The organism is Sphingopyxis sp. OAS728 (assembly GCF_014873485.1).
Taxonomy (GTDB): Bacteria; Pseudomonadota; Alphaproteobacteria; order Sphingomonadales; family Sphingomonadaceae; genus Sphingopyxis.
In genome coordinates, this window is sequence record NZ_JADBDT010000001.1 from 4,586,082 (window position 1) to 4,611,256 (window position 25,175).

The 25,175-nt window shown below is 62.6% G+C and carries 24 protein-coding genes and 1 pseudogene; 12 read left to right on the top strand and 13 right to left on the bottom strand.

What is annotated here, in order from left to right; translation table 11 throughout:
* Window positions 1–55 precede the first annotated feature (55 nt).
* Window positions 56–772, top strand: a complete 717-nt coding sequence (locus GGC65_RS21775) for a cytochrome c oxidase assembly protein (RefSeq protein ID WP_192649064.1) — start codon at window positions 56–58, stop codon at window positions 770–772.
* A complete protein-coding gene (locus GGC65_RS21780; RefSeq protein ID WP_225940954.1) occupies window positions 769–1,431 on the top strand; it encodes a cytochrome b in 663 nt (220 codons plus the stop codon). The genes GGC65_RS21775 and GGC65_RS21780 overlap by 4 nt, the downstream gene beginning before the upstream one ends.
* A 13-nt stretch (window positions 1,432–1,444) precedes the next feature.
* On the opposite strand, the pseudogene GGC65_RS23795 reads toward GGC65_RS21780, so the two are convergent.
* Window positions 1,445–2,119 (bottom strand): annotated as a pseudogene (locus tag GGC65_RS23795) (c-type cytochrome); the annotation flags it as partial.
* On the opposite strand from GGC65_RS23795, the gene GGC65_RS21790 reads away from it, so the two are divergent.
* The 4 genes from GGC65_RS21790 (at window position 2,070) to GGC65_RS21805 (ending at window position 6,927) form a co-directional block, all read left to right on the top strand.
* The gene (locus GGC65_RS21790) at window positions 2,070–2,423 is read left to right on the top strand and encodes a c-type cytochrome (RefSeq protein ID WP_318780215.1); all 354 of its coding nucleotides are present in this window, start codon (window positions 2,070–2,072) and stop codon (window positions 2,421–2,423) included. The pseudogene GGC65_RS23795 and the gene GGC65_RS21790 overlap by 50 nt on opposite strands.
* Window positions 2,416–3,372: a cytochrome c oxidase subunit II gene (gene coxB, locus GGC65_RS21795; protein WP_192649067.1), complete on the top strand. Its 957-nt coding sequence runs from the start codon at window positions 2,416–2,418 to the stop codon at window positions 3,370–3,372. The genes GGC65_RS21790 and coxB overlap by 8 nt, the downstream gene beginning before the upstream one ends.
* Window positions 3,369–5,897 (top strand): cbb3-type cytochrome c oxidase subunit I, encoded by a 2,529-nt coding sequence (locus tag GGC65_RS21800; RefSeq protein ID WP_192649068.1) that lies wholly within the window; start codon window positions 3,369–3,371, stop codon window positions 5,895–5,897. Before coxB ends, GGC65_RS21800 begins: the two co-directional genes overlap by 4 nt.
* 604 nt (window positions 5,898–6,501) lie before the next feature.
* Entirely contained in the window at window positions 6,502–6,927 is a 426-nt protein-coding gene (locus tag GGC65_RS21805) for a tyrosine-type recombinase/integrase (protein WP_225941285.1), read from the top strand.
* A 35-nt stretch (window positions 6,928–6,962) separates the two neighbouring features.
* Here GGC65_RS21805 and GGC65_RS21810 read toward each other — a convergent pair whose 3' ends face one another.
* Window positions 6,963–7,838, bottom strand: a complete 876-nt coding sequence (locus GGC65_RS21810; RefSeq protein WP_192649069.1) for an alpha/beta fold hydrolase — start codon at window positions 7,836–7,838, stop codon at window positions 6,963–6,965.
* Between the two features lie 412 nt (window positions 7,839–8,250).
* Between GGC65_RS21810 and GGC65_RS21815 the strand changes: the two genes are divergently transcribed.
* Entirely contained in the window at window positions 8,251–8,748 is a 498-nt protein-coding gene (locus GGC65_RS21815) for a hypothetical protein (RefSeq protein WP_192649070.1), read from the top strand.
* 12 nt (window positions 8,749–8,760) lie between these two features.
* Here GGC65_RS21815 and GGC65_RS21820 read toward each other — a convergent pair whose 3' ends face one another.
* The 9 genes from GGC65_RS21820 to GGC65_RS21855 form a co-directional block, all read right to left on the bottom strand.
* Complete coding sequence (locus tag GGC65_RS21820) at window positions 8,761–9,810, bottom strand: flavodoxin family protein (protein WP_192649071.1); 1,050 nt, start codon at window positions 9,808–9,810, stop codon at window positions 8,761–8,763.
* 96 nt (window positions 9,811–9,906) lie between these two features.
* Window positions 9,907–10,329 carry a VOC family protein gene (locus GGC65_RS21825; RefSeq protein WP_192649072.1) on the bottom strand — a complete coding sequence of 141 codons (423 nt, stop codon included), beginning with the start codon at window positions 10,327–10,329 and terminating at the stop codon, window positions 9,907–9,909.
* A 96-nt stretch (window positions 10,330–10,425) separates the two neighbouring features.
* On the bottom strand, window positions 10,426–11,322 hold the full coding sequence (locus GGC65_RS21830) for a hypothetical protein (protein ID WP_192649073.1): 897 nt from the start codon (window positions 11,320–11,322) through the stop codon (window positions 10,426–10,428).
* 55 nt (window positions 11,323–11,377) lie between these two features.
* Window positions 11,378–11,938, bottom strand: a complete 561-nt coding sequence (locus GGC65_RS21835) for a hypothetical protein (protein WP_192649074.1) — start codon at window positions 11,936–11,938, stop codon at window positions 11,378–11,380.
* 252 nt (window positions 11,939–12,190) lie between these two features.
* Window positions 12,191–12,592, bottom strand: a complete 402-nt coding sequence (locus GGC65_RS21840; RefSeq protein ID WP_192649075.1) for a PRC-barrel domain-containing protein — start codon at window positions 12,590–12,592, stop codon at window positions 12,191–12,193.
* A gap of 184 nt (window positions 12,593–12,776) precedes the next feature.
* Window positions 12,777–13,214 (bottom strand): DUF4126 domain-containing protein, encoded by a 438-nt coding sequence (locus tag GGC65_RS21845; RefSeq protein ID WP_413052746.1) that lies wholly within the window; start codon window positions 13,212–13,214, stop codon window positions 12,777–12,779.
* Window positions 13,215–13,288: 74 nt separating this feature from the next.
* Window positions 13,289–13,495: a DUF2945 domain-containing protein gene (locus GGC65_RS21850; protein WP_192649077.1), complete on the bottom strand. Its 207-nt coding sequence runs from the start codon at window positions 13,493–13,495 to the stop codon at window positions 13,289–13,291.
* A 755-nt stretch (window positions 13,496–14,250) separates the two neighbouring features.
* On the bottom strand, window positions 14,251–15,066 hold the full coding sequence (locus GGC65_RS23530; RefSeq protein WP_225940957.1) for a hypothetical protein: 816 nt from the start codon (window positions 15,064–15,066) through the stop codon (window positions 14,251–14,253).
* A gap of 537 nt (window positions 15,067–15,603) precedes the next feature.
* Window positions 15,604–16,257, bottom strand: coding sequence for a TetR/AcrR family transcriptional regulator (locus tag GGC65_RS21855; RefSeq protein ID WP_192649078.1), 654 nt, complete (start codon window positions 16,255–16,257; stop codon window positions 15,604–15,606).
* Between the two features lie 114 nt (window positions 16,258–16,371).
* On the opposite strand from GGC65_RS21855, the gene GGC65_RS21860 reads away from it, so the two are divergent.
* Window positions 16,372–18,375 carry a prolyl oligopeptidase family serine peptidase gene (locus GGC65_RS21860; RefSeq protein ID WP_192649079.1) on the top strand — a complete coding sequence of 668 codons (2,004 nt, stop codon included), beginning with the start codon at window positions 16,372–16,374 and terminating at the stop codon, window positions 18,373–18,375.
* 43 nt (window positions 18,376–18,418) lie between these two features.
* On the opposite strand, the gene GGC65_RS21865 is transcribed toward GGC65_RS21860, so the two are convergent.
* Together GGC65_RS21865 and GGC65_RS21870 are read right to left on the bottom strand one after the other, a co-directional pair.
* Window positions 18,419–18,766, bottom strand: a complete 348-nt coding sequence (locus GGC65_RS21865; RefSeq protein ID WP_192649080.1) for a sensor histidine kinase — start codon at window positions 18,764–18,766, stop codon at window positions 18,419–18,421.
* Window positions 18,767–18,786: 20 nt separating this feature from the next.
* Window positions 18,787–20,004 carry a PAS-domain containing protein gene (locus GGC65_RS21870; RefSeq protein WP_192649081.1) on the bottom strand — a complete coding sequence of 406 codons (1,218 nt, stop codon included), beginning with the start codon at window positions 20,002–20,004 and terminating at the stop codon, window positions 18,787–18,789.
* A 1,008-nt stretch (window positions 20,005–21,012) separates the two neighbouring features.
* On the opposite strand from GGC65_RS21870, the gene GGC65_RS21875 reads away from it, so the two are divergent.
* From GGC65_RS21875 to GGC65_RS21890, 4 genes are all read left to right on the top strand, one after another.
* The gene (locus GGC65_RS21875; protein ID WP_192649082.1) at window positions 21,013–21,513 is read left to right on the top strand and encodes a spore coat U domain-containing protein; all 501 of its coding nucleotides are present in this window, start codon (window positions 21,013–21,015) and stop codon (window positions 21,511–21,513) included.
* Between the two features lie 15 nt (window positions 21,514–21,528).
* On the top strand, window positions 21,529–22,263 hold the full coding sequence (locus tag GGC65_RS21880; protein WP_225941286.1) for a molecular chaperone: 735 nt from the start codon (window positions 21,529–21,531) through the stop codon (window positions 22,261–22,263).
* Between the two features lie 88 nt (window positions 22,264–22,351).
* Entirely contained in the window at window positions 22,352–24,553 is a 2,202-nt protein-coding gene (locus GGC65_RS21885; protein WP_192649083.1) for a fimbria/pilus outer membrane usher protein, read from the top strand.
* Complete coding sequence (locus tag GGC65_RS21890; RefSeq protein WP_192649084.1) at window positions 24,550–25,047, top strand: spore coat U domain-containing protein; 498 nt, start codon at window positions 24,550–24,552, stop codon at window positions 25,045–25,047. The genes GGC65_RS21885 and GGC65_RS21890 overlap by 4 nt, the downstream gene beginning before the upstream one ends.
* Window positions 25,048–25,175: the final 128 nt, after the last annotated feature.

Consider the following 25,175-nt stretch of genomic DNA (forward strand, 5'->3'; position numbering starts at 1 on the left):
GGAGAAGCGGAACCCCGCCGTGCTCGCAACGTTCGTTTGCATGAGAAAGGGCTTTATGGATCAGAGCTGGATTCCCTATTGCGGCGCGGCGCCACTGCCCGGCGACTGGTTAGGGCGCTGGAATGGCGATCCGTTGCTGCTGCTCGCCGTCGCGGTCACAGCGGGCGCCGCCTATAGACGGGCGGGCGTTGCGGTGCCATTTTGGGCAGGGTTCGTGGTGCTTTTTCTCTTGTTCGTGTCGCCGCTCTGCGCGCTTTCGTCGGCGCTGTTTTCTGTCCGGGTGGCGCATCATGTGATGCTCACCGCGGTTGTGGCTCCGCTGCTCGTCTGGGGTTTACCGAAGTTGCAGGTGAAAGGCAGCGCGGCGCTGTGGGCGGCGCTTCATGTCCTGCTCTTCTGGTTCTGGCACGCGCCCTTGCCTTACGCGCTTGCGTTGTCGAGCGAACGCATCTTTTGGGCGATGCAGCTGAGCCTGCTCGCGAGCGCGGTCGCCGTCTGGGCAGCGTTGCGCGAAGCGTCGCCACCGACCGCCATCGCGCTGCTACTGGCAATGATGGTGCAGATGGGGCTGCTCGGCGCACTCATCACCTTTGCCGGCTCTCCGCTTTACACGCCGCACTATGTCTCGACGCAGCCGTGGGGACTGTCGCCTGTCGAGGACCAGCAACTCGCCGGGCTCATCATGTGGGCGCCCGCGGCGGGCTTCTATCTGGCGGCCGCCTTGTGGCGGGGGTGGGCGATGCTCGCGCCGCCCGCCGCGCCTGCGCGATGATCGAGGCGCTGCAGGCGTGGGCGGCGCGCTACGCCGCGGATCGCCGCTATTCACCGGTCGGGCAGATTTTCCATTGGGTGATGGCGGCGCTCGTGATTTTCCAGCTTGGTTGGGGCTGGCATATGAGCCGCATTCCGGCGGGGGGCGACAAGCTCGAAGCCTTCCGCATCCATGCCGAACTCGGCCTGCTCATGTTCGTGCTCGCGATCCTGCGCGGTATCTGGCGGCTCGTCATCCCTGGCCCCGTCAACGATGCCGACCGCCTGGGCTGGCAGACCGTCGCCGCCTATGTGACCCACATCCTCTTCTATCTCTGCTTCTTCGGGCTGCCCTTGAGCGGCTGGGCGATGTGGTCGACGGTGAAGGGGGAAGAGCTCAAAATCGCGGGCGTCATTCCATGGCCCTATATGCCGTTCGATACGCTCGCGCCGCAAATCCAGTGGTGGATCCTTGACTGGGCAGAGGGCATCCACCTGCTGCTGATTATCCTCCTGGTCGTGATGATCCCGATGCATGTCGGGGCGGCGCTAAAGCATCATTTTTGGGATCGTCACGACGTGCTGCGGGGGATGCTTCCCGATCTGGAGGGCGGCCCGCCCGAAGCCCCGAAGCGTACGCCGAAACCGCGCGCGCCTCGGCGGCCGAAAGCCTCCGGCTGATTTCGCGCATCTCGCCTAGTGGATCATTGTTGCGCTTCGCGGTCCGCCATGCGGTGAGCTGCTTTTCGAGATAGGCCGCAGGCTGCCCCGCGAGCGGCGGGTTGGCAGCGTCGCCCGCGCCGCCTGCGCCATGACAGGTTGCGCAAGGCGCGAGGCCGCGGACCGGGTCGCCTTGCCGATAGAGCCCTTCGCCTTCGGCATTGCCGGCTGTAGCCAAAACGTCGGGCACCGATAGCGCGGCATAATAGGCCGCCACCTTCGAGCGATCCTCGTCCGGTAGCCGCAGTGCGACCGTGCGCATCGCGGGGTGCTCACGCCGGCCGTTCGCATAATCGTCGAGCTGGCGGTGGAGATAGCCGGCGTCCAGCCCCGCGAGGCGCGGGGTTTCCTTGCCGTCGCCTTCGCCCTTCAAGCCGTGGCAGGTGAAGCAGGCGGCCGCGGCGCCGGCGTCGCCGCCGCTCATGGCAATTGTCTCGCCTGTCGCGCGAAACGGATCACGATACGGCGGCGCGCCGCATCCCATGAGGAAAAGCAGAAGCAGAAGAGAGGCGGCGCGCACGACAGGGGAACCATTTTCGCCGCGGGGTGGTTCCCGACATGTGCCTTGCGCGAAAATCAACCGGATCTGGAAAGGGGGCGTGGCGGGATCGATGCTGATGGTAGTATCCGCCTGTGCCCCCACTGCCATCGAACCACCCGTCGCCGACGTGCGCGCAGTCGCGCGCGGGAAAGCAGCGGCGGTCCGACTGGGCTGCGGCGCGTGCCACGACATGCCCGGCGTCGGCTGGCCCAAGGGCACGATCGGACCTTCGCTGGCGGGCATCGGTGATCGCGCGCTGATCGCTGGAAAAGTCCCGAATGGTGAGCCGCAGCTCGCCGCCTTTGTCCGCGATGCGCCTTCGCAGGTGCCGGAAAGCGGAATGCCCGCCGTCCCGATGACATCCAGCGAAGCGCGCGATATCGCGGCCTGGCTCCGGAGCTTGCGTGACTAGGGCCGCGCCTGCTTCCGGCAGCGGCGACGGCTGGCCGCCAGCGGTCTTCGATCCGGCCGGGCCTTATTCGGAGCCGGTGACGATACTGGCCTGGGCGCTGGTCGCTGGCGGGGCGGTGATCTTCGCCATCGTGCTCGCGGCGCTCTGGATCGCCCTCTACGGACCGGCAAAGTTGAAAACGCGGCTCGGCGGCGAGAAGGCGATCTGGATATTGGGTTTCGCCTTTCCCGCCGTGGTGCTCACCGGCCTTCTCATCTGGGGCCTGATGCTCACGTCGTCGCTATCGGCAACGCGCGTCACAGGCACCGAGATGCGCGTGAAGATCATCGGCGAGATGTGGTGGTGGCGCGTGCATTATCAGGATGCCAAGGGCCGCGAGACGCTGCGCGACGCGAACGAACTGCATATCCCCGTCGGCACGCCGGTGCTGCTCGAGCTCGAAGCCGCCGACGTCATTCACAGCTTCTGGGTGCCACGGCTCGGCGGCAAGATGGACATGATTCCGGGGCGCACCAACCGGCTGTTGATCCAGGCCGATGCGCCCGGCGTCTACAAGGGCCAGTGCGCCGAATATTGCGGCGGACCGCACGCGCTGATGGGCTTTGTCGTGGTGGCGCATGAGCCCGAGGAGTTCGCGCGCTGGCGCGCATCGCGGCGGCCGGCGCCAGCATCGGGCGGTGAGGGGCTGTCGCTGTTCCTGTCGAGCGGCTGCGCGGCATGCCATACGATCCGCGGAACGCCGGCAAACGGGCTCGCCGGGCCCGATCTCACCCATGTTGGGTCGCGCCGCACGCTCGGCGCAGGCATTTTGCCGAACAATCCCGGAACGATGGCGGGGTGGATCGCGGATAGCCAAGGCATAAAACCCGCAAACCGCATGCCCGCCTATCATCAATTCAGCGGCGAGCAACTGCTGGCGCTGACCGATTATATGGTCAGCCTCAAATGACGTCGGAGACGGGCTTCGATCCCGCGCTCTACGATCGATTTCCGACGAAAGGGCCCCGACCGAAGGGGGAGGAAGAAGAACTTCGCCGCATCTGGTGCAAGCCCAAAGGCTGGGAATATCTGACAGTCGTCAACAATAATTATGTTGGCATCTACTATCTCGGCACCGCCTTTCTCTTCTTCCTGATGGCAGGGGTGCTCGCGCTGCTGATGCGCGCGCAGCTTGCGGCGCCGATGCTCGAGATATTGCCGCCGGGCACCTATAATCAGGTCTTCACCATGCATGGCACGGTGATGATGTTCCTGTTCGCGGTGCCCGCGGTCGAGGCGGCCGGGGTGCTGCTCCTGCCGCAGATGCTTGCAGCGCGTGACCTGCCGTTTCCGCGTCTGTCGGCCTATGCCTTTTGGGCCTATGCGGTGGGCGGGCTCTGCTTCTTCGCCTCGATCTTCGTCGGCCTCGCGCCCGATGGCGGCTGGTTCATGTATCCGCCGCTGACCTCGAAGGCTTTTTCGCCAGGGATCAACACCGACTTCTGGCTGCTCGGCATTGGCTTTATCGAGATCAGCGCGATCGCCGGTGCGATCGAGATCATCGTCGGCGTGCTGCGCACCCGCGCGCCCGGCATGACGCTCGACAAGATGCCGATCTTCGCCTGGTCGATGCTCGTCTTCGCGGTGATGATCGTTATCGCTTTCCCGAGCATCATTCTCGGCACGCTGCTGCTCGAGATCGAGCGCGCATTCAACTGGCCTTTTTTCGACGCGACGCGCGGCGGCGATCCGCTGCTCTGGCAGCATCTCTTCTGGTTCTTCGGGCATCCCGAGGTCTACATCATTTTCCTCCCGGCGGCGGGCATGATGAGCATGATCGTCGCGACCGTCGCGGGCGAGCGGCTCGTCGGATATCGGTTGATCGTGCTTGCGATGCTCGCAACGGGCTTCATCAGCTTCGGCGTCTGGGCACATCATATGTTCACCACCGGCATGCCGCCGATGACGACCGGCTTTTTCTCGGCCGCCTCGATGGCGGTGAGCGTGCCTGCGGGCATCCAGGTCTTCTCGTGGATCGCGACGCTCGCGATCGGCAAGCGCAGCTTCAACGCGCCCGGGCTGTTCGTGCTGGGCAGCATCGTCGTCTTCGTCACCGGCGGGCTGACAGGGGTGATGGTCGCGATGGTGCCGTTCGACTGGCAGGCGCACGACAGCTATTTCATCGTCGCGCATCTCCATTATGTGCTGATCGGCGGCATGGTCTTCCCGCTCTTCGCCGCCTTCTATTACTGGATTCCGATGGTCAGCCGCCGCGCGCTGTCGGAGCGGCTCGCCAAATGGGTGTTCGGCCTGATGTTCGCAGGCATGAATATCGCCTTCCTGCCGATGCATCTCGCGGGGCTCCAAGGCATGCCGCGGCGCGTCTATACCTATCTGCCGGGGCAGGGGCTGGAACTGCCGAACCTCGTTTCGACAATCGGCGCCTTCATGCTGGGGACGGGTATCTTCCTTTTTTTGATCGACCTCGCGCGCAACTTCCGGCTGGCGCCGGGCGAGGGCAATGCCGGTAACGTCTATGGCGGCGGGACGCTCGAATGGCTGCCGAGCGAACTCTACTCGACGCGCTCGATTCCAGTCGTCACCAGCCGCGAGCCGCTATGGGACGATCCTAACCTCGCGGAAAATGTCGAGACGGGACGCTACTTCCTACCCAATTCTGCGACCGGACTTCGCGAGACGATCGTCACCAGCCCGCTCCGCGCCGAACCACAGTATTTGCAGATCATGCCGGGTCCCTCCGCATGGCCCTTCGCTGCCGCAATCTTCACCGCCGGCTTCTTCCTCGCGCTCACGGTGCAGGCCTACGGATTTGCATGGGTGAGCGGCGTGCTCGCGGTGGCCGCGACGATCCGCTGGCTCTGGGAAACCGACCGGCCGGTGGCCGAGACGGAGGTGGATATCGGTGCGGGCATAACGGTCCCGACCTATGTCACCGGTCCTTCGAGCCACGGCTGGTGGGCGATGATCATCCTGCTGGTCGTCCTAGCAATGATCTTCATCATGGCACTGTTCAGCCTCGCGTTCCTCTGGTCGAGCCAGCAAGTCTTCTGGGGTTCTCCTCCGCCGTTCGTCGAAGCGCTTCCGATCATGGCGTTGTACGCAGCGACCCTGATGTGCGTGCTCGGCGCGAGGTGGTTGCTGCGGCGCAAGGTTGCCGTGACGGCCACTCTGCTCGTCGTTGCCGCGGCGGCGGCTGGTGCGGCAGTCTGGCTCGATTACATCGCTTGGCGCCATGCGGGATTGGTGCCGCAGGCCAGCGGGCAGGGCGCGGTGATCTACGCTCTCCACGCGCTCCAGGCTTGCGCCGTCGGGATCGGCGCGATGATGGCCCTCTATTGCTGCGCGCGGGCGGCACGCGGGCTCGTTACGCAGCCAGCGAACAATAGTGTCGACCTTGCGATCCTGTTTATTGGATATACCGCACTTCAGGGCGGGGTCGGCGCGCTCTTCGGCCGCGCCATAGGGGCGGGCTGATGCGCACATGGTGGACGATGCTCGGCGGCCTCGTCATTTGGGCGGCACATTTCTTCGCGCTTTACGTGATCGGCGAATTTGTCGGCACAGGCGGCGGGGCGCGAGCTGCCGTCGTGCTTTTTACGCTCGCGGCCTTGGCAGGACTTTGCCTCCTGGTCTGGTTGGGACGGAGGACCGGGGCAGACAAGCTTCGAGGCTGGGGTCGGTCTCTCGGCGCCTCCGCCATAACACTCACGGCTCTCGCGGTTGTCTGGCAAGCCTTGCCGGCGTTTTTGAGCCAGTAGAGACAATAGGAAGGGTGTTCGTGTCGCAGCTTGAGGACCATGACAGGTTGACGCGGGTCCTGTCGGGGTCGGCACGAGTGGGTCGCGTTGGCATGCCGGAGGTCGTTATCGTCCATCGACGGTTGAGGCCGAATCCGGTGCCGAAAACGACCGGAAATTGACGCTCGATTTCGACCGCGATTTCGCCGATAGAACAGTGAATTCGAACTTTGGTTTATCGGCACTTTTAGAATATGTGGGAGGATATGTGGGAGGGTGGCAGAAAAAACCCGAAAATAATCAACAATTTCATATGTTAGAGAGCCGGTTCGACACAAGCCCTGGAAGACCGTCTATGGGAAATCCCCGCCGATCACATGAAGCGAGGCAAGGCCCACATGGTACCACTGTCTGATGCGGCTCTGGCGGTGCTGGCAAAGGCGAACACTTTCCGCCTGCCGGACACGGGCGTCGTCTTTCCCGGTTCGGCTGGCAAACCGCTGTCTGACATGACCCTGCTTAAAGTGCTGCGCGATATGGCCGAGCCGTTTCACGTTCATGGTTTTCGCTCCACCTTCACCGATTGGGCAGCCAACGAAGACTTCGCTGATGCCGTGGTGGAGGCAGCCTTGGCGCACAAGACGCCCGATGCCGTTCAGGCCGCCTATCGCCGCACAACTTATCTCGGCACCGCGGATCAGCCGGGCGCTCGCGTCAAACTTATGGATGCATGGGGCAGCTTTTGCATCGGCGGCGCTGTTGCCTAAGACAAGGTTGCGCCAATGCCTGACGAAAAAGCAGACTAGCGGCGTTCACCCTCATCGATGCGAACGAGAAAATCGCGGATAAGCGTCACGACTTCATCGAGGTTGGTTTCGAGCAGCCAATGCCCGCCGTCGAGAAGATGAAGCTCCGCTTCGGGAAGGTCCCGCAAATAAGCGCGCGCAGATGTCTCGGGCATGTAGAAGTCTTGCGGACCCCATATGATAAGCGTCCGAGGCTTGTGGGTGCCGAGATAGCGGCGGTGCTCTGGAAACCAGTCACGGTTGGTCTTGAGGCCTGCAATAAGGTCGACGACTATTTCGCGCCGATCGGGTGTCATCAGCGACCAATGCAATTTCCAGAGGTCGGGTGGGATGCGGTCTCTAAGTTCAGGCCCCAAATCGTTGAGAAACTCCTCGCGGAACGTCGCCTCGTTGATGGACTTTTCAATTTCGGCGCGCATCTCGGCATCGGGCAGCGCCCAGCTCTTCTCTATACCGGCATATTTGGGACCAAGCGCATCCGCATAGGGGATGTCGCCATTCTGGATGATCTGCGCAGCGACGCGACCCGGATTCATGATCGCCAGCCGGGCACCGATCGGCGAGCCGAAGTCATGCAGATAGAGAGTGAAGCGTTCGACGCCCATGGCCCGCACAAAGCCATCGAGAAAGGCGGCATATCCGTCGAAGCTATAGTCGAAATCCTCCGGCGTCGCGCTGTAGCCCATGCCGGGATAATCGGGCGCCAGCGTCCGCCAGCGATCGGCAAGGCGGGGCATCAGGTTTCGAAACTCGAAGGATGAACAGGGATAGCCGTGCGGTAGCAGGAGCACAGGAGCATCTGGAGCGCCTGCCTCACGGTAGAAGATATCTACGCCGTCGACATCGATGTGGCGGTGATGGACGGCAGTCATAAGAACACCTTTCAGCTGTCCCCGCCTGTCTGGAGAATGCCGTGGCAGCACGTTCCGATCCTTGGCCGGGCGGGTGGATCCGGCGAGCCGGTGTGCTTCCGCGACGATGTCGTATCGCAGTCAGCTAAACGAGGTCACCCGCCGCAACGACCGGGATCGGTGGGCGTTGACGGCTTGTAGGGGATAATGGAGCCCGCATGTCCAAGCTCAACCGGAAATGGATCGTCCAGCCGCACGGCGACCTCGTCGAGGTCGATACCGGGATCCTGACCGTGGAGGGGACTATCGTGATGCCGCTCGGCGGCGCATGACGATCGTTGCCCTCGCCGGCGACGGAACCCTTGTTTGGAGCCCGATTCCGCTGCGCGAATCTGAAATGGCGAAAGTCGAGGCGCTTGGGCCCCCGCGGTTCTTGATCGTCCCCAATGCCGGACATCGTCTCGATCTGTCAGCCTGGAAGACGCGCTATCCGAACGCCAGAGTGATCGCGCCGCCGAGCGCGCGGGAGGCGGTCAAAGAAGCCGCGCCGGTCGAGGCATCCGGCGATATCATGGACGATCCGGCGCTGCGCCTCGGGCTGGTCGCGGGAACGAAGGAAGATGAGTTTGCACTAACGGTCGAGCGCAACGGGGACGTGACGCTCCTGCTCAACGATATTCTCTCGAACGTCCGTCACCCTGAGGGACTGGGGGCCAATATCATGGCGCGATTGTTCGCTTTCGGCGTGAAGCGCCCGCGGACCTCGCGAACCGTCCGCCACATCTTTGTCGATGAACCCGCGGTTGTTGCTGCACAGTTCAGGCAATGGGCCGGCATCCGCGGGCTGAAGCGCATCATCGTCTCGCACGGCGACGTCATTGAGACCTCTCCCGAGGCCGCGCTGCTGCGCGCAGCCGAAGATTTCGGCTGAACCAGCCGGGGCTTATTTATCGCGCGGCTCCTTGAGCTGAATTCCCGCGATCACCTGCTTGCCGGCGCGCTTGGCGCGGACGGCTTCGAGCAGAGTGCGCGCGGCGTTGCGCACTTCCTCCTGGACGGCCTCATCCTTGTCGAGCGCTTCATGGCTCGTCGCATAGGGTTCGAAATAGCCGATATAGCGATCGAGTTCGGCGCGTGGTCCTGCCGGCGCGAGCGATAGCGTCGCCATCCAGTCGGCGAGGCTGCGCCGGACATTTTTCGCCCCCTCGGTATCACCATGGACGACGATGGCGAACTGGCGGCCTTCGAGCGGCCGCGGATAATCCCAGCCCTCAAGTTCGATCGCTTTTGCGAGTTTCGCATCCTTCCCCTGCGTTCGGGTCGGATCGGGATTGCCGCCGTCCATGCAGACCATGCGGTCCATCATGAGCTTGAGGGGCGATGTCGCCATATACCAATTGACCGGCGTGATCAGAAAGATGCCGTGGGCGCGGATCCACATCGGGTAGATGTCGTTCATCCAGTCCTGCGTCTGACCGAGCGAATGATTGGGATAGCAACTGCAAGGGAAGTGGCAGAGCGGCGCGGCTGTCGAAAAACAGGCTTTGCAGGGGTGTATGTTCCGGCCATATTCCGACGCCAACCGGCTGAGATCGAGCGTTTCGACCCGTGTGTCGGGCTGTCCGAGCACCTCGCCTGCGATTTCGGCAAGACGCCAGCTTTTCGACATTTCGCCGGGACATGTATGCTCCGATCGCGACGAGCCATTGATGACAAGGACGCGGCAGATGCCGTCGGCACGCTCATATTCGCTGCGCGCAGCCGCGATCGCATCATATGCCGCGAGCCAGTCGACTGACAGGTCGTAATCGGCGTCGGCGAAGCTTGGCCCCGCTTTGACGGTCTGCGGGCTCTTACGCTTCTCGCGATAGGCATCCCAGGCAACTGCGGCGATCTCGCCGATTTGGGTACGTAAGCTGTCATATCCAGGGTCGCGGAATTGTTCGATATAGCGCCGCTTGAACTCTTCTTCGCCGAGCTTTGGGCTGGGCATGCCCTTGCGAGGAGATGGCGGCGTCTTTTCCATGAAGACCAAACGGTCGGGAGCGAAGCGGGTTGCCTCCGCTGGACCGCTCGCGGGAGAGGCACTTTACTCGCCAAAGGTGACACGGCCTTCGCTATCGATCGACCACGCCGGATTCCACGCGATTTCCCATGCATGCCCGTCGGGGTCGGCGCCATAACCGCGATAGCCGCCATGTTCGGGAGCATCGGCCTCGCGCAGGACGCGCCCGCCGTTCGCGACTAGCTGCGCCATCGCAGCTCTTACTTCGTCCGGCGAAGCTACGTTGTGGGCGAGCGCGAATGCTGCGCCGCCCTCGGCCGCAGTAAGGCGCATATCGTCCTCAAGCGATCTTTTGAGCCACGTCCCGAGCATCAGTCCGTTCATCTGATAGAAGATGATCTCGTCATTCTCGAATACCGGTGACCAGCCGAAGCCCTCGGCGTAGAAGCGGCGGGATTTTGCGATATTCGCTATACCGAGCGTGACGACCGAGATTTGCTGTTGCATGGGACGCCTTCAAATTCTCAAGCACGATGGGCCTGGCTCGACCGACGGCGCAGAGGAAGTTGCGCCTGGCCATCGGCCGAGTCTTTTGAATGTCGGTCAGCGGCGGACTCGTGCCCGTGTTTCGAGATCGACGATCCGGCGTTCGAGATAGCTACGGTCGTCGCTAGAAGGCGACGTTCGGCCGTATGCCGCCTCGAGCCGCGTAATGTCGCCAAGCTCGACGCGAAGCTGCACCTGCGCGCTGGAGCTCAGTCCGCTCGATCCCAAGGCACGTTCGATATTCGCAAGCCGGGTGCGATTGTCGAGGACCGGAGCGCTGCCGCCATAGCCGGTATCGCCGACACGCGCATCGAGGGCATCGAGACGGCTGTCAAGATCGTCCTGTTCGCGCTCGCTGATCCCGTCTCGGGCATAGGTGACTTCGGTCTGGATCAGGCTTGCGTAATCGCGCTTCAGGCGCGACGCCTCGGTCCGGCTGATCTTGCGCGAGGCAGCTGCCGCGTCGACACGGCGCTCGAACTCCGCGCGGCCCTCTGCGACAGACAGGCGGTTCGAGCTTCCCTCGTCGGCGTAGCCGCCCTCGCTGAGGGCCTGGGTGAGCGCGCCATAGCGATCGCCAAGCTCGGTTCGCTCCTGTGTCGTAAAGCGATTATCCGACCCGTATCGAGCCTCAAGATCGACGAGTTTGTCATATTCCGCCTTGAGGCGCACGCCATTCGCATTGGTAAGCGCTCCTGATCGTACGTCGGTATCGATCCGGCTGTGAAACTGGGTGCGCTGCGTTGCGAGCGGCTTGCGGCCGCGCGCCCATTGTCCTTCGATCGAAGCGGATGCGCCTAGCCGGTCACCGAACAGCGCCCCGATGATGTCCCCCAGTCGATTTTCCTGCGCATCCTTGCTGGGCTCGGACGTTGTGCTTTGGGCTAGCAGTGGCGTGGCCGTTAGGAGGAGTGCGCTGGCGCTCACTGCGCCCAGGCTCTTGATCGCGAACATCGGGAATTCCTTTCTGAGGTTGAACGAATGCGCGGAAGCTTCGTGAGTGAATCACTCAGGAATTTGAGGCGAGGACCGGCTCGAGTGAGGTCCCGCGTTTGGCGACCAGTTCGACGTCGGCCGGATCGGATTCAGCGGCCATCTCGCGTGACGACAGTTCGACGCGATCCGAGGCTATGCCGCGATCCTTGAGAAAAGCGGCAAGTGTCTCGCGCCGCCGCTGCGCAAGAGCAAAGTTTGGCGCGGCGTCTCTTTTGACTTCAGCGCCCCCGAGAAGTGCCACGCGCGCGTCGGGTGTTGCGCGCAAGAGGGTTGCGAGCTTGGCGGCATCGCCCAGACCCTGACGGCTTAGTTCAGCCGAACCGGCCTTGAACATGTCGGAGCCGAGCGAGAACCTCGCCGGCGCCGCCTCTGCCGCCTTCAGCCAGTCGGTCATCGCCCGATCTCGGCTGCCTTCAGGCGCCACGATCGTGGCGCCATCGGCGAGTACCACGATATCCTTGCTGCTGCCGGCGGGGACCGCGACGGCTTGGGGCTGACTCTTGCACGATTGAAGCGCGAAGGCGGCAAGAGCGATCGTGAAAGCGGAGATAGGAAAAAGAGATAAGCGCGGCATCGAGACGTCCTGCCTTAAGCCCCCTTCACCGCACAACGCGCCACCGGCAGTCGGCGTTGCGTCTATCCATTTATTATGGTGGCTGAAATAGAAGGCGCAGGCCGCTGGAGGGCCAAGTGCCGAGAATAGCCGAGTGCCGTGCGGCTGGCAGTCAAATGGGGCGTGGGCTGGATCGACTTCGTTCCTGCCAAGGTTTCGGAGCCGAGGCGGCGCTGTCAGCCCGTCTAATCGTCCCTTTGCGCACCGACTTTCTCAGGGCGGCGTGAGCTTCACCTCGGGCAGCGCGTCCAGCCGGGCTTTGGTCAACGTCGTTTGCAAATTCGTGTCGTCGCCATCGACGACAGGTTTAAGGCCGAGGATCGGAACATTGACATAGTGTTCACCGGGCCCGTCGAGTTCGACCAGCAGCCGGTCGACCTTGTCCTCGCGGTCGCGCAGAACCTGTGTGACATCGCCGAGCTCCTTACCGTCCGTTCCCACCAGGTCTGCGTCGATCAGTTGCGCTTCGCTAAGCCCGAGCGCGGCGGGAATCGGACCTGCGACCGTCGCACTGGTCTCGGCTGCTTTCTCGATCTTCTGTTCCGCCGCGTCATTGCTGTCGGAGCAGCCGGCGAGCAGCAAGAGGGAGGCGGAGGCCAGGAGGAAATAGCGCATCGAGGTTCCTTTCGGTGATGCTCGGAAACGCCCTCCCGCCAAAACGGTTGCGAAACTGCGGCGCCGGGCAGCGAGTTTGCGCCCGAGGGCACCGGCCGCCAAGTGGAATAGTGCGCGCGCCGCGGCCGCTCTTTCACCCGGGGGTTGGGCGTGATCCTGCCACCTTAGGCGGATGCCTCTCGCCTTAGTGGGCTGGTTGAGGAGGCGGCGCTGGAGGCAGAGTCACGCCTTTCATCACCAGGCTGGTAGCTCCCAGAATAAGCGCGTCTTCGACCACGCCCGTGGGTTTTTGTCCATAGCGAGCGATGGCCTTCACCCTGAGGTGAAAGGTCACATAAGCTGCGCCGACCGCGCCTGCGACGCCAAGCAATGCGGCAAGTGCGCGTTGCTCGCGCGGTGCAATCGACATGCCGGCAATTGCACCGGTTACGATGCGAGCTGCCATTCCGGCGGCAACCGTCCGGTCGGGCGCCGATTCCATCTTGTCTCCCGCGAGTTCGCCGGCGGCGAGCGCTTTCGTGCCTGCGGCCACGAGCGGGTTGGCAATAATCGCTGGGGCAGCGCTAGCTGCGGGCAGAGTGCCCTTGTGTGCGGCATCGCTCACCGCAGCGAGCGGCGTCATCGATCGCGAGCCTGCGATTGCGCCGAGAAGAAGCGAGCGGAACAAAGTCAATCTCCGTCAATTTGGATTGGCGATTACCGCCGCTGAAGCGCGCCCGCTTTATGACCGGCACGCTTTCCCGCTCCAGTTGCAACAAGATATTCGGGATTTTCGGCGGATGCTGCGACGTGGTGGCCCTTGATCTCGAGCGGCGCGGTGACTTTCTTCACGACCTTGCCTTGCGCCGTGCCGCCATGGCTTTTCCATATGACCTCGTCACCGGCTTTGAACTTGTCTGGCATCTTCAACTCCTGTGGAGAAAGAGCCCATGAGCGCAGTGAAAGTTCCGCGGGATTGTGAACGCTGTCTGCGCATGCGTTGGTCTCGCATGGGTCCGCTCGACAAATTTCATCGCGACGCAGAAACCGAACTTGCCTTTCTTCGCACGCGCGCCGCCGACACTCACGCGGGAAACGTCGTCGTTCCGGCAGACATGGATCGTGAGTAAGCGGTCCGGTTGTTGGAGGGCCTTGCAGCCCGTTTTGCGGCTGAGATGGAGCGAGTGCGGACGGCGATATCCACGCGTCGCACAAACGGGATGCAGCGCCTACAGCGTGATTGAGCCGATACCGTCTTGCAGCGCGGAGGTTGTGACTTGGTCAGCTCAGTTCTGAAAACCGATTTCTTGCAAGTAACGTTTCGACCTACCGGGATTTTTGCACGTCTGGTCACTCGCGGGGTCTTCTAAGGGCCTCTAGCGCGGAAAAAAAAGAAAAAAATATTTAATTTCAACTGTTTGTATGCAGAGTTTGAATCCCTCCTCCGCTACCAACTTGCCAAGTCATTGAAGTCCTGAGCGTGGTTACCGCCATTTGCTTGTGAATCGCGGTTCAATCATCGGCGTTTGGGGTGTCATTGACCGCATCGCGCCTGATGTCGGACATTTAACAAGTGCCAGAATGGCCGAAAGTGGCCGCGTCGTTCGTTATCGAGGTGTCTGCAATCGGCCAAGAGTTGAAAAGACCCCGGGCCTTTAGTCCCGGCAAGCGTCGCTGAGCTAATATTGTTTACCCCCAGCAACCGCGGCGAGCTTACCTCCGCTCGCGTTACTCAAAGTCATCGCAATGCCGAGTTCGCGCCCCCGCGGCCCGAATACCGCGCCCGAAAATGTGCCCGAATAGGGACCGGTGATGTTGCCCGTCACTCTGCTGGATCCCATGTTCACTGTGCCGCTGAACGTCATCACGAGAGGCTGTGCCCCTGCCGGTGCGTTTGGAGCGGGTTGAAACGTCCAGGTGCCGCTGATTGCACCGGTCACCCAATCTACCGTGAGAAGGATGCCCTCCGCTCCCCCGAAAATATATCCCGTGAGGTCGGTCGGCAGCGACCCGCTTGGCAAATTGAACCGGTAAGTTCCAGTCGTTGGCAGATCTGAGGGTACAGTCGTTGTGCCGAAAATCGACGCGTAGTTCCGGGTGACCGAGTTGAGCGCACTATTACCATTGCCCTCGTATGAAGACCAGCTCACAGCCCCCAGATAGCGTGTGTAATCCGCGGTCGCCGGGTTTACGCGGAAGTGGCTTCGGACGAATTCAAAATCTGCGGTCCTATCGGTGGGTATCAGATCCTGAAACAAAGACGAAGTGACGGGCCCATAGCTTCGCTCGTCTGAAAACCACCTCACAATGTAGGTCTTTGTGGAAGCAGTGTAGATAAAGCCAGCGGCGCGGGTCTCTGGCGCGAGGTCCGCCGTATAGACCGACGTCCCTATCGTACCCGCCGGCGCCCCTAAAGGAGGCGCCGTATAGGTGTTGACAACCCGCACTCCCCAGCCGGGATAATCGCGATTTGCCGTAAAATCTGTCGCTTCCAAATAAGTTGGCGACGGTGTCGGGGTTGGAGTGGGGGTGGGCGTGGGAGTCGGAGTGGGCGCCACAACCACGGGCGGAGCGGTCGACCCCGAATTCCCGCTGCCCCCGCAACCACTAAGGCTCAGCACCGCAACAGCAGCAGCGGTTGGTCGCCAGATGCGCATTGTGTCTCTCCCCCTGACACGCCCAACTCATCGGTTATTTTTCAATGATTAAGCGATGGGCCGCAATAGGCAAATATTTTCCTCACCATGGTGTGCGTGGATGTCGCGGTTCGAAAATCCTGTCGACTGTGATGGGCGCCGAGTGGTGCGCGACAACCCGCGGGCTAATGCTCTAACCGCAGGGCGACGAAGTGGAGCTGTAGCCCGCGCGCCCCTCCGCGCGGGATTCTGACGAATGGCAGCTATCTTGGACTGGCGCCCGGAACCTGCCATTCCGCAACCGGCCAGTGACCGCTATCCAAGAGCATCTCGTTTACACCGAGAGGGTCGACTATCGGCTAGGAACCGAAGCACAGATTTCCTTGAGATGCGGAGCTATTCACGTCGGTCACCCAATATTACTTGTTCGATACCGGCCAGCACCACTGCCAGCCCGTCGTCGAACAATTCCTGCTCGCTGCCAACAGTCTGCGACACCATGTTCATTTCGTCCGCCACATCGGCGCTGAAATAGTCCGCCAGCATATCGCGCGCCTGCTCGGTGGAATATTTGCCCGCCGGATTGGCGTTGGCGGACTCTCCCCGGCAGACGGCCCAGTTGCTGACCACGAGATTGGCACGCATGGCGTCGGATTTCTGCCAGCCCAGTTCTTCGAGCCGGGTGAAGGTCAGCCGTAGCAATTGCAGGCCGACACGCCGGACGACGATGTTCGATTCGATGAACCAGCCCGGGTGCGAATACCCTAACTGGTAAAACCAGATGGCCACGTCGGTCAGCACGTCGCGCCAAGTCGCGGCCGCCATGATATCCGGCAGTCCCATCTCGGCAACCGCGCGCTCGGTCAGTGCGTCGAGCAGCACCTGCCGGGCCGGGAAATAATAATAGATGGTCTTCACCGAGATGCCGAGCGCATCGGCGAGCGAAGTGAGCTGTAACTCGGCGGGCTCCCACCGTTCGGCCGCGTCGAGGATCTCGTCGCGCGTCACCTTCGGCGGGCGGCCCATGCGTTTGATGATGGTCTCGGTCATATAGCCCTCTTGACACTTTTTAGAAGTCGGGAAAATAGTATTTTCAGCAGTCGAGAGAAAAGTCGAATTCGGTGCCTCATATCACAGCGGATTCGGCAAGCAGAGGAAAGATCTATGACCGAGACGATGGATGCCGCCGTGCCGGACGATTATCGCTGGCTGGAGGAGGATGCGGACGCTGCGGTGATTGCATGGCAGACGAAAGCGAACGACACGACGGTGGCCGAACTCGCCGCGTCCCCCAACGCCGCGCGCGTTGCCGCCGCGGTGAATGCGACGTTCGAGGACCTCTTCGCCGCGACCGCGCCCGAACGTTTCGGCGATAGCTGGTTCCGCAAGGTCCAGGTCGAAGGCCGCCCCAATCTGGTGCTGACGGTTTCGCCCAGCCCGACCGAAGCGGGCCGCGTGCTTGTCGACCCGAGCGATCATGGCCCGGCCGCGACGATCACCATCTGCCATCCCTCGCCGGACGGGACGCTGCTGTTCGTCGGCATCAGCGTCGATCAGGCGGTCGCCTATCGCGTCCTGAGCGTCGCGGACGGCAACGTCGTGCGCGAATTTCCGTCGATCGCCGGTTATGCGCTGGGCGCGTGGGCGCACGACAACAGCGGCTTCTTTTATTCGGTCCTCGGCATGAAGACGCTCGCCGACGGTCAGGTCGCGCCGCAATATGACGTCTGGTGGCAGCCGCTGTCGGGCGAGGCCGAATTGCAGCCTACCGAGCTCGACTTTCCCTTCGGCTGGCCGGTGATGTCGGCCGATGGCCGCTGGGTGTCGGTGCTGGCCAACCAGACCGCGCCGCGCCCGCGCTGGATCAAACGTACGGACGGCGGCAACTGGATCCGCGTGCTGGCGGAGGACGGCGGCCCGGCCGGTTCGATGTACAAGGGGCGGTTTGTTGGCGACGAATATTGGGCGATCACCGATGATGTTTCAGGCTGGTGCCGGCTGGTCGCGATCCCCGCCGACAGCTTCGACGATCGCGCCAAATGGCGCGAATTGATCGCAGCCCGCGAGGAGCTCAAGCTGGTCTCGATCACCCTGTGCGGCAAATATGTCGCGCTCACCACCATCGAGGGCGGTGTGATGCGGCTCAAGTCGCTCGACCTGCAGGGCCGCGACCTCGGCTATCTGCCGCTTCCCGATGACGGTGCCTTCGGGCTGATGGGGTTTGGCTTTATCGCCGCGATCATGTCCGATGTCGTCGGTCCCGACGGCGATTCCTGTGTGTTCCTTCACAGCAGCCTGACCTCCGGCTGCGGCGTTTACCGTGCTGACCTTCGCGAGTTGACGGTCGAAGAGTTGGAGGCGTCAGCGCATCCGCTGAGCGATCGTGAACTGGAGCGCCTGAGCGCGACCGGCCCGAACGGCCCTGTCACCTATTGGGTGCTGCGCAAGCGGTCGACCCCGCTCGACGGCAGCGCGCCGACGATCGTCACCGGCTATGGCGGCTTTAACGCGCCCTGGATCCCCAGCTATTCGGCGATGGGCGCGGCGTGGACCGAGCTGGGCGGCCTGTGGGTCCATACCCAGCTACGCGGCGGCGGCGAGCGTGACACCGAATTCTGGAATCAGGGCCGGATGCACCGCAAGCAGGGCACGTTCGACGATATGTTCGCGGTGATCGAGGATCTCCATGCGCGCGGTTTCGCGACGCCCGAACGCACCGGCGTGATCGGTTCGTCCAACGGCGGCCTGTTGACCTGCGCGGTGTTCACCCAGCGTCCCGACCTGATCGGCGCCGCGGTGGCGCAGGTGCCGGTGTGCGATCTGGTCAACCTTGCCCGCGATCCGGTGCCGCTGAATATCGTGAAGGCCGATTATGGCGACCCGGCGATTGCCGAGGATGCGGCGGCGATGCGCGCCTATTCGCCCGTCCACCGGGTCCGTACCGGGACGCATTATCCGGCCCTGCTGTGCGATGCGGGGGCCGCCGACACGACCTGCCCGCCGTGGCATGCGCGTAAGATGATCGCGGCGGCGGAAGCCGCGAACAGCTCCGATCGCCGTATCCGCCTGCGCGTGCGCGAAGGCGCTGGACACAATACGATGACACGCGAACTGTTCATCGAGCGAGATGTGGAGGAGCTCACCTTCTTTTACGATGAACTGAGCTGAGGTTCGGAAAGCAGCGGGAAGCGGGCGCCACCCGGCGCCGATGTCAGAGAAGCGGGAGTGAAATATTGAATGCAGCACCATCGGCATAGGATTCATCCAGAGCGATTGTTCCGCCGTGCGCGTCGATGATGGCCTTACTGATCGCGAGTCCAAGTCCGGTGCCGACATGGCCTGCCTGGTGAACGCCTTCCTCCTGTGCGAAGCGCGTGAACATGCGTTGACGGAATTCCGGCCCGATTCCCGGTCCTTCGTCTACGACGCGAACCACGGCGAAATCATCTCGTCGCTCAAGACGGATCCGAACGGTAGAGCCGGACGGAGAGAATTTGCAGGCGTTCGAGATCAAATTGGAAATGACCTGATTAAACCGCGCATAATCAATCGATGCCATGAGCGCTCTGGGCGGCGCGTTCAATTCAGCGCAACGCCATGGCGCTGCGCAAACGGTTCATTCTGCTCGACCGCCTCGGCCAGCAGCTGGGCAATGTCTTCGACCGCAAAGGTGAAATTCATGCGGCCCGAATGCAATTTGTCCATGTCGAGCAGATCGTTCACGAGACCGGTCAGGCGCTCGGCATTCCGTAAGGCGATGGTGGCAAGCCGTGCGGCTTTGGGAGCGACTTCGCCCGCTGCACCGGCCGTGATCAGGCCCAGTGAACCCGCGATCGCGGTGAGCGGTGTCCGCAGCTCGTGGCTCACCGTCGAAACCAGTTCGTCCTTGAGGCGGGCAATTTGCCGTTCGGTCGTGACGTCGCGAACGGTTGCGATAAATCGTCCGTCGACGAGCGTCCTGCGCCGGAATTCGATCGTCGTTCCATCGGCGCGTACGATGTCGAGGTGGCGGCTTTCCGAGCTTTGGATCGAGGCCATCATCGCGGCAACGATGTCTGAAGGGTCGCCCGGGCCAAGGTCTCCTCTTGCGGCCACGGGATATACGAGCTCTGCGGCTGTGGCCCTTTCGCGTACCGCCCCTGCGGGGTAGCCCAGCAACCTGGTGAAATCCTCGTTCCAGAGCATCAGCCTGAGATCGGCGTCGAACAGGCCGACCCCCTCGCTGACATTTTCGACGGTCAGCTTCAATAGCTCGCGCTCATTGTCGAGTTGGTGTCGATGATCCTTAGACGCAAACCGCTCGACGCGCAGCTCGACAAGATCGACGACCGTACACGCGAGATCGGCGAGCCGTTTGCGGTCCTCCAGGCTGAACTGCCGCGGCTTCGTGTCGCCGATGCACAGTGTTCCAACCGCACGGTTGTCGACCCGCAGCGGTGCGCCCGCGTAGAAACGAAGATAGGGTGGCCCTGTCACAAGCGGATTATGCGCGAACCGGGGATCTTCCATCGCGTCCGGTACGACCGTCACGTCGCTGTCGAGGATGGCAAAGGCGCAGAAGGCGATGTCGCGCGGTGTGCCCGACACATCGAGCCCGCATGCGCCGCGAAAACACTGCATTTCGGAACCGACGATCGACACGAGGGAAACCGGCACCTCGAACAGGCTTGCGGTCAGCCGGGCTATGCGGTCGAAGGCGGCCTCGCGCCCGATCCCCGATAATTTATAGCGCTCGATTGCCGCCAGCCGCAGCGCCTCGTCGCCGGGTATTTTCGCGATGATGTCGTATCGGGACATCGACCTTCTCGTCCGTGAACAATATCTTATGCTCGAAACAACAAGGCAACACGGGGCGCGGTTCCACAAAACCATGATTGACCCAAACATGTCCCGCACCGGCACTGAAATCGACGAAATTTGCCGCACGCGGACTCATTGCATTGTTCTGATCGCATCCCGCGGTTGCGGATGTTTTTTGAAGAGCGGCTTCATCTAGTCATTTCTCTTCGCGCACGATCACGGTCAATTACGAACGTCCGCATGTCTGGGTTTGCCGCTTAGGAACTGCCCGTCCACCGTCGGCCATCAGCGTTCATTTGCCCATGTCTTGTTCGAGAATGGCTGATGCGCTGACGAGACCCGATGCGGCGGGCTTAAACTGAATTCTGCGTTGGCGAAGCGAGTTGGCCTGAGACTTAGTGGCAAAATGCTGATGGGCCCAGCGCCATTGCCGGAGGTAGCGCGATGATTTTCGGTTCATTTTCCTAAAGATCTGGATATTCGTCCCGTTACCTGATCGAGCAAGAAACGGGGGGCGATGTGCGAAACGCAAGTTTATCGGGATTTGTAACCGCCAGCTGCGTGGCCTTGTTGGTTGCACAGGCATCCGTCGCGGGTCCGCCTCGGGCCAGCTTGGCGATCGGTGCGACGGTGGTGTCGCCATGTTCTGTCAATTCGACCGGGAACGCTTCGGCGAAAGGCGATCAACCTGTCTCCATAGCCTGCGCCAATTCCCGCAGGGCAGAAGTTCGGACGCCGATCCCGGGGAAAACCAGCGATCCGACGCCTGACTCGCCGGATCCGGCCGCTGTCGACAAGATGAGCGATCTGCGTGTCGTCGAGGTGTTTTTCTGAATCCAGACGCAGTCGATCTTTCGAATAGGGTTAACAGAAGCTGATTGATGTGAGGCCGACTGTGCATCGTACAGGTCGGAAAAAAAACGACATATTTGCTTTATCTAATGCTTCGTGCCAGTTTGGATCTGAGGGTAACCGGGGTGAGGGACAACCGTAAAGGAGGTCCCGATGTCGTGCCGCAACCATATTCCCATATTCGCCCTTGTTTGCGGTGGAATGCTGGCGACCCAGCCGGCAATGGCCCAGACTGCCACGACCACCTTTCCCGTTACGGCGACCGTGCTGACATCCTGTTCCGTGTCGGCCAACCCGCTTGCTTTCGGCACATATAACCCGACGTCGGCGACACCACTCGACGCGACCACGACATTATCGGTGCTCTGCACAGTGGGAACATCCTTCACTGTCGGGTTGAGCGCAGGCACCGCGGCGGGGGCGACGGTCACAACCCGGCAAATGAGCAACGCGGCCAACAGGCTGAACTATGGGCTGTTCCAGCAAGCCGGACGGACGACGGTATGGGGCAACACGCCCGGCACGAACACACCGCCGGCGACAACTGCTCCGGTCACCCCGACGACCCTGACAGTTTATGGACGCGTGCCGGCCAGCCAGAATGTGCCTGCGGGTGACTATACGGATACGATCACCGTTACCGTAAACTATTAGGCCGCTTCGGTGGCCATGCCTTTCCGTCTCGCGGCGACGATGCTTGCTGCGTTGCTGGCTCCGGGCCTGCTCGGCGCTGCGGTGTTCAAGCTCTTTCCGGTCCGCATCGAACTCACGTCCGAACAGCCGGTACAGACGATGACGATCGAAAACGACAGCGACGAGGCGTCGCGGGTCCAATTGCGTCTCTATGCCTGGCGGCAGGAGGGCGAGCGCGACATCTATGAGGAGACGCGCGAGGTTCTGGCCAACCCGGGGCTGTTCGAAATTGCGCCGAGGCGCTCGCAGATCGCGCGGTTCGGTCTGCGCACCAGCCCGGGCGCGACGGAGAAAGCGTACCGCGTATTCCTCGAAGAGGTTCCCACCGATCGGCCAAGCGTCCCGGGGGAGGTGCGCACCTTGCTGCGGATCAGTGTCCCGATCTTCGTGCCGCCCGCACAGCCGGCCGCGCGCCTGTCATGGCGCGTCGTTTCCGAAGGGGGCGCCAAGGTCGCGTTCCTCGTGCAGAATGAAGGGAATGTCCATGTCCAGCTCAACCGCCTGACCCTCAAGCGGGCGGGCGACGCGGTGCTCGGTAGCGAAGACATGTCGGTTTATCTTTTGCCGGGAACGTCGAGAAGGGTGACGCTTGAGGTCAGCAGCCAGCCGCGCGCGGGTGAAAGGCTCAAGCTGGAGGCGATGACCGATCAGGCCGATCTGTCGGTCGACCTCGTCTTGGAGGCGGCGGCGCGTGAAGCCGGGCGGCCTTAGTGCAGCGGTGGGTGTCCTGAGCATCCTTGCTGCCTGCCCGGTTCGAGCGCAACCCGTTGAGCCGCCGGCCGACGCCCATGCCGGGCTGATGTACGTTGAAATCTCGATCAACGGGTCGGTGCGCGAAGGCCAGCATATTGTTGCACGGCGAGGCGAAGATTTTTGGGTCCGGGCGGCCGATCTCGACGCCTGGCGGATCGATCACGCCGGCGTTGCGCCGCAGATGATCGAGGGAGATGCGATGGTGGCGCTGTCGGCAATTCCCGGGGTGGTCGCGGTGTTCGATACGGCGCTTCAACGCCTTGACCTGAACGTCCCGTCCGACCGTTTCATGGCGCAACGCCTTTCCTCGGCGCCGGCGCGCGTCCAGCCGACGCCGGGCGCGTTTTCGGCGTTCCTCAACTATGATTTGTCGCTGGAGGTGGACGACCGCGTGACCGGCGGGGCGTTCGTCGAAGCCGGCGTGTCGGACGATTGGGGTCTGTTCGCGAGCACGATGACCGTGGGACGAACCGGGGGAACCGGAAAGTTCACGCGCCTCGACAGCTATTACCTCCGCGATTTTCCCGAAAGCCTTACCCGCCTCGTCATTGGCGACACGGTCACCGAGGCGCGCGACTGGTCGCGGCAGGTCCGCTTCGGCGGCGTGCGGTTCGGAACCGAATTCGGATTGCAGCCCGATCTTGTAACCTTTCCGGTGCCCGAGTTCGCCGATCGGGCGGCGGTGCCGTCGCATGTCGAGCTGCTGGTCAACGATGCCCTGCGCTATCAGGGGCAGGTCGATCAGGGCCCGTTTTCGATCAACCAGATTCCGGTCGTGACCGGCGCCGGCGAGGTGACGCTGGTGGTCCGCGATGCGCTCGGCGTCGAGCGGCGCGTTCGCACGCCTTATTATGTCAGTTCGCGCCTGCTCAGCCGCGGTTTGTCGGCCTGGTCGCTCGAGGCCGGAGCCGAGCGGCGCGACTATGGCTTTCGCAGTTTTCACTATGGCAATCCTTTCGCAGCGGGAAGCTACCGCCGCGGCCTGACCGATTGGCTGACGGTCGAAAGCCGCGCCGAGGTCAGCGGGAATGTCCAGATGGCCGGTGCGGGCATCAATCTCGTCTGGCCCTCCGTCGGTGAATTCGGCGCCGCAGGCGCGTTGTCGCGCGGCGAGGACGGACAGGGAAGCCTCTACCGCATCTTCTTCAGCCGCATAACTCCAAGCTGGAATATGGCGGTCAGTTACCAGCATGCGTCGCGCGAGTTCGATCAGCTCGGAATCGATTCCGACCGCGACCGCATTACCGACCAGTTTCAGGCTACTGCCGGGGCATCGCTCGGCCGGTGGGGCAATGCGTCGATTTCGTGGACCGACCTCAAATATGCCGACGGCAACCGTACGCGGCTTGTATCGGGGAATTACAGCGCGGCGCTGGGCAGCAGCGCCTATGTGAATCTGTTCGCAATCCGGAGCCGCGCACGCGACGCCGGATGGGAGACAACGGCGGGGATCGGGCTCACCATCGCCTTCGGCCCGCGGCGCAGCGCCTATCTGCAGGCCGACAGCCGAAATATCTATGCCGAGATCCGCGAAACTGCACCCACCGAAGGCGGATGGGGCTACCGGCTCGCTGCGAGCGAAGGCGACACCGATCGACAGCAGGCTGAGCTAAACTGGCGCGGCGACGTCGGCGAAGCGCGCGTCGAGGTTGCGCGTTTCGGCGCCAAGGCCGGCTTGCGTGCATTGGCAAGCGGCGGGCTGCTCATTGCGGGAGAGCGGGCCTATGCGACGCGTCGGATCGAAGACGGATTGGGTGTCATCGAGGTTCCGGGGCAGGCGAACGTCCGCATCTATCAGGAGAACCGTCTTGTCACCCGGACCGACGCAAAGGGCAGGGCGATCATTCCGGATCTCAGAGCCTATGAGGAAAACCGAATAGCGCTATCTCCATCCGACCTCCCGCTCGATGCCCGCATGCCCAGCGATACGTTGATCGTCGTGCCGCGCTTTCGCGGCGCCGCGGCCGCCCGTTTCGACGTCGAACGCGACCGGCCGGCTACGATTCTCGTGACCGATTCCGGCGGAGCGCCGGTCGAGGCCGGCGCGAGCGCAAGGGCAAGTACGGGCGAGACCGCATTTGTCGGATATGGCGGCGAGATATTCGTTCGCGAGATACGCCCGGGGATGACGCTGGACATCGATCTCGGCAGCGCGAGTTGCCGGGTAGCACTGCCCAAAGACTTGCCCGCGGAGGCGCTGCCCAGGATCGGGCCGCTGCGCTGTACGATCCGCGAGATGCGACCATGACCGACAAACGCCTTCGCCTTGTGTTCGCTGGGGTGCTGCCCCTTGGGCTCCTCGCCCCCGTGCCGGCGCAGGCCGCCTGCAGTCCGCTGTCGCTCTGTAGCTGTACGGTCAGCGCGACGGGCGTCGCTTTCGGCTCATACAACACGCTCGCGGCATCGCCCAACGATGCGGCTGGTTCCGTGCGCGTCGTCTGCACGCTGCTGCTGGATCTGGCCGGATCTTTTACGGTCGATCTCAGCCCGGGTGCGTCGAACAACTACGCGGGCCGCACGTTGCGGAATGGCACCAACAGTCTTGTGTATAATCTCTACACCAACGCCGCGCGGACGCAGATTTGGGGAAACGGCACGGGCAGCTCGCTCCGTGTAACCCAGAGCTTCGCCGGTCTCTTGCTGGTCGACCGAACCATCCCGGTTTATGGCCGGATTCCTGCGCGGCAGAACGCTCGGGCCGGCGCGTACAGCGATACGATCATCGTGACCGTAACCTACTGAGATGTTGTCTGGACTCTAGTTACCAGCCCTTCGATACGAGCGACGATGCTGACGGGTCCATAAGTCGCGCAGGGAGCTTCGCGGTTGCTCGTTGTGCGGCTTTTCTCCGGTAACCATATGGCAAGGCA

Excerpts from the sequence above, each read along its gene's own strand:
- GGC65_RS21775 (WP_192649064.1), top strand. The coding sequence starts at position 56 with ATGGATCAGAGCTGGATTCCCTATTGCGGCGCGGCGCCACTGCCCGGC.
- GGC65_RS21780 (WP_225940954.1), top strand. The coding sequence starts at position 769 with ATGATCGAGGCGCTGCAGGCGTGGGCGGCGCGCTACGCCGCGGATCGC.
- GGC65_RS21800 (WP_192649068.1), top strand. The coding sequence starts at position 3,369 with ATGACGTCGGAGACGGGCTTCGATCCCGCGCTCTACGATCGATTTCCG.
- GGC65_RS21810 (WP_192649069.1), bottom strand. The coding sequence starts at position 7,838 with ATGACTGCCGTCCATCACCGCCACATCGATGTCGACGGCGTAGATATC.
- GGC65_RS21820 (WP_192649071.1), bottom strand. The coding sequence starts at position 9,810 with ATGCCCAGCCCAAAGCTCGGCGAAGAAGAGTTCAAGCGGCGCTATATC.
- GGC65_RS21825 (WP_192649072.1), bottom strand. The coding sequence starts at position 10,329 with ATGCAACAGCAAATCTCGGTCGTCACGCTCGGTATAGCGAATATCGCA.
- GGC65_RS21830 (WP_192649073.1), bottom strand. The coding sequence starts at position 11,322 with ATGTTCGCGATCAAGAGCCTGGGCGCAGTGAGCGCCAGCGCACTCCTC.
- GGC65_RS21835 (WP_192649074.1), bottom strand. The coding sequence starts at position 11,938 with ATGCCGCGCTTATCTCTTTTTCCTATCTCCGCTTTCACGATCGCTCTT.
- GGC65_RS21840 (WP_192649075.1), bottom strand. The coding sequence starts at position 12,592 with ATGCGCTATTTCCTCCTGGCCTCCGCCTCCCTCTTGCTGCTCGCCGGC.
- GGC65_RS21845 (WP_413052746.1), bottom strand. The coding sequence starts at position 13,214 with ATGACGCCGCTCGCTGCGGTGAGCGATGCCGCACACAAGGGCACTCTG.
- GGC65_RS21850 (WP_192649077.1), bottom strand. The coding sequence starts at position 13,495 with ATGCCAGACAAGTTCAAAGCCGGTGACGAGGTCATATGGAAAAGCCAT.
- GGC65_RS21855 (WP_192649078.1), bottom strand. The coding sequence starts at position 16,257 with ATGACCGAGACCATCATCAAACGCATGGGCCGCCCGCCGAAGGTGACG.
- GGC65_RS21860 (WP_192649079.1), top strand. The coding sequence starts at position 16,372 with ATGACCGAGACGATGGATGCCGCCGTGCCGGACGATTATCGCTGGCTG.
- GGC65_RS21865 (WP_192649080.1), bottom strand. The coding sequence starts at position 18,766 with ATGGCATCGATTGATTATGCGCGGTTTAATCAGGTCATTTCCAATTTG.
- GGC65_RS21870 (WP_192649081.1), bottom strand. The coding sequence starts at position 20,004 with ATGTCCCGATACGACATCATCGCGAAAATACCCGGCGACGAGGCGCTG.
- GGC65_RS21875 (WP_192649082.1), top strand. The coding sequence starts at position 21,013 with ATGTCGTGCCGCAACCATATTCCCATATTCGCCCTTGTTTGCGGTGGA.
- GGC65_RS21880 (WP_225941286.1), top strand. The coding sequence starts at position 21,529 with ATGCCTTTCCGTCTCGCGGCGACGATGCTTGCTGCGTTGCTGGCTCCG.
- GGC65_RS21885 (WP_192649083.1), top strand. The coding sequence starts at position 22,352 with ATGTACGTTGAAATCTCGATCAACGGGTCGGTGCGCGAAGGCCAGCAT.
- GGC65_RS21890 (WP_192649084.1), top strand. The coding sequence starts at position 24,550 with ATGACCGACAAACGCCTTCGCCTTGTGTTCGCTGGGGTGCTGCCCCTT.